This window comes from Staphylococcus sp. TCBT05 (assembly GCF_055179755.1).
In genome coordinates this window covers 1-2659 of the sequence record NZ_JBUQDQ010000004.1, presented here as the reverse complement: position 1 = coordinate 2659, position 2659 = coordinate 1, and the positions used below count along the sequence as shown (strand labels likewise).

Here is a 2659-nt window from a genome sequence, read left to right as displayed (position 1 = left end):
TAGCGAAAGCAAAATCGGTTCGTGATAAATTAGAACGAATTTATATTGCTGCTATGGATTTTTCAATAGTAGATGCATATAAAGAGGAGATTCAAAAAGAGTTTGAACGAATTGCTGCTACTGTAATTGAAAAGCAACAATAGACGTTTCATTAGGCTGTCAGTAATTTCTGACAGTTTTTTTAGTATGTAGTAAAATTAATAGTGTATTGTCGAATTTCCAAGGAAATAATCAAAAAATGGAGATGTTATGAAATGAGAGAGAAAATCGAGTTGGAGTTAGAAAGAATTGAAAAAGAGAATGATGTAAAAATTTTATTTGCGGTGGAATCAGGGAGTCGTGCTTGGGGGTTTCCATCGAAAGATAGCGATTATGATGTTAGGTTTGTTTATATACATCCGGTAGAATGGTATTTATCAATTCATGACAAACGAGATGTAATTGAATATCCAATTAGTGATGATTTAGATATAAGTGGTTGGGATATTAAAAAGGCGTTGCAACTATTCGCGAAGTCGAATCCTGCTTTACTTGAGTGGATTCGATCACCAATTTTTTATTCGAAAAACTCTAATTTTCCAGAACTACTTCAACAGATGAGTGAGAAGAATTTTGATCCAAAAGCAACGATATATCATTATTTACATATGGCGTCGAAAAATTATCGTGAATTTTTGCAAGGTGAGAATGTAAAGCTGAAAAAGTACTTTTATGTATTACGTCCCATTTTAGCTTGTAAGTGGCTAGAAGAGAAAACGACTTTACCTCCTGTAGAATTTGATCGATTAATTACAGAATTATCATTAGAACGTAGCGTATTAGATGAAATTGAAAAGTTGTTAATAAAGAAAAAAGCAGGTACTGAATTAGATGTTGGATTGAAAATTAAGGTGCTAAATCAATTTTTAGAAGAACAAATTCATTACTATCAGCAATATGTAAAAGGAATTGAAAAGGGATCAGGAATCGATATTGAGAGTTTAAATACATTGTTTCGAGATATGTTGTTTGAAGCATATGAAAAAGAGCACAAGTAAGTTGAACTGCACCCCAATTGTTAGACACAGTCTAACAATTGGAGGTGCAGTTTTTCTATGGCTAAATTTACAGCTGATGAAAAAATACAAATCGTTCTACGTTATTTGAACGGAAATGAAAGTTATCGAGAAATGGGTAGATCGCTCGGTATAAGTGACACAATCATTTTGAATTGGGTAAACCAATATAAACAGAATGGTCTGGAAGCTTTTCTAAAACGATGTACAAATTACACACAACAATTTAAACTAGACGTACTAAACTTTATGATTGAAAACGGTATGTCCTTATTTGAGACGGCAGCTATCTTTAATATTCCTGCCCCTTCAACGATTTCTGTTTGGAAAAAACAGCTCGAAACACAAGGAATTGATGCCCTTCAATCTAAGAAAAAGGGGCGTCCATCCATGAAAAAAGATTCAAATAAACAATTAAAACAACCTTTAGCTGAAGGGTCAGTCGAAGCACTTGAAGCACGCATTAAACAGCTTGAGATGGAAAATGAGTACTTAAAAAAGTTAAATGCCTTAGTTCAAAACAAGGAAAAATCACAAAACAAGACAAAGCGCAAGTAGTCTACGAATTAAGGCATAAATATTCGGTGAAGGCACTCGTGGAGCTAGCTACTATTCCTCGAAGCACGTATTATGATTTAGTAAAGAAAATGAATCGTCCAGATGTAGATGCCGATTTGAAAGCTGAGATTAAAGCGATTTATGAGGAAAATGAAGGTCGTTATGGTTACCGTCGCATTCGTGATGAATTAACGAATCGTGGCCAGAAAGTGAACCACAAGAAGGTTCAGCGTATTATGAAAGAGCTTGGGTTAAAGTGTGTTGTGCGTATGAAGAAATATAAATCCTATAAAGGAAAAGTCGGTAGAATTGCACCTAATATTTTAGAGCGTAATTTTCATACAGATGCACCGAATCAAAAGTGGGTAACAGACATCACAGAGTTTAAATTGTTTGGAGAAAAACTGTATGTATCACCTGTATTAGATTTGTATAATGGTGAAATTATTACCTATACAATTGGTTCTAGACCGACGTATTCGCTTGTTTCAGACATGTTAGAGAAAGCATTGGAACGTTTACCTGAAACCCACCAGCTACTGATGCATTCGGATCAAGGATGGCATTATCAAATGAGACAGTACGTCCGGACACTTGAATCAAGAGCTATCGTCCAGAGTATGTCTCGAAAAGGAAACTGTTACGACAACGCAGTAATAGAAAATTTCTTTGGGATTATGAAGTCGGAGTTCCTCTACATAAAAGAATTTGAAAATGTAGAGCACTTTAAAATAGAATTAGAAAAATATATAGATTATTATAATACGAAACGGATTAAGGCAAAATTAAAAATGAGCCCGGTACAATACCGGACTCACTTTTATCAAGCTGCCTAATGAAATAACCGTGTCTAACTTTTAGGGGTCACTTCAGAACAGTGCTCTTTTCCGGAGTGTAATTTGAGTTTTAAAAGATGACTCATATCCTTAAAATAATATATATGATTTTAAAATGAAAGGTGCATAAACAACAAAAGAGCAGCTAGCAAAAGCTAACTACTCAGGTTAAGAAATGGGTATCTATATTATTGACGGAATATTGAATTT

General features: G+C 34.2%; 2 protein-coding genes. Both read left to right on the top strand.

The genetic code is table 11. The features are described from left to right. Positions 1-254 precede the first annotated feature (254 nt). Positions 255-1037: a nucleotidyltransferase domain-containing protein gene (locus ACY191_RS00050; RefSeq protein WP_001208237.1), complete on the top strand. Its 783-nt coding sequence runs from the start codon at positions 255-257 to the stop codon at positions 1035-1037. Positions 1038-1094: 57 nt separating this feature from the next. Next, positions 1095-2449, top strand: a protein-coding gene (locus ACY191_RS00045; RefSeq protein ID WP_085959128.1) for an IS3 family transposase whose coding sequence is annotated in 2 segments (ribosomal slippage) — positions 1095-1548 and positions 1548-2449 — 1356 coding nt in all. Because the reading frame shifts where the segments join, the coding sequence is not laid out codon by codon here. Positions 2450-2659: the final 210 nt, after the last annotated feature.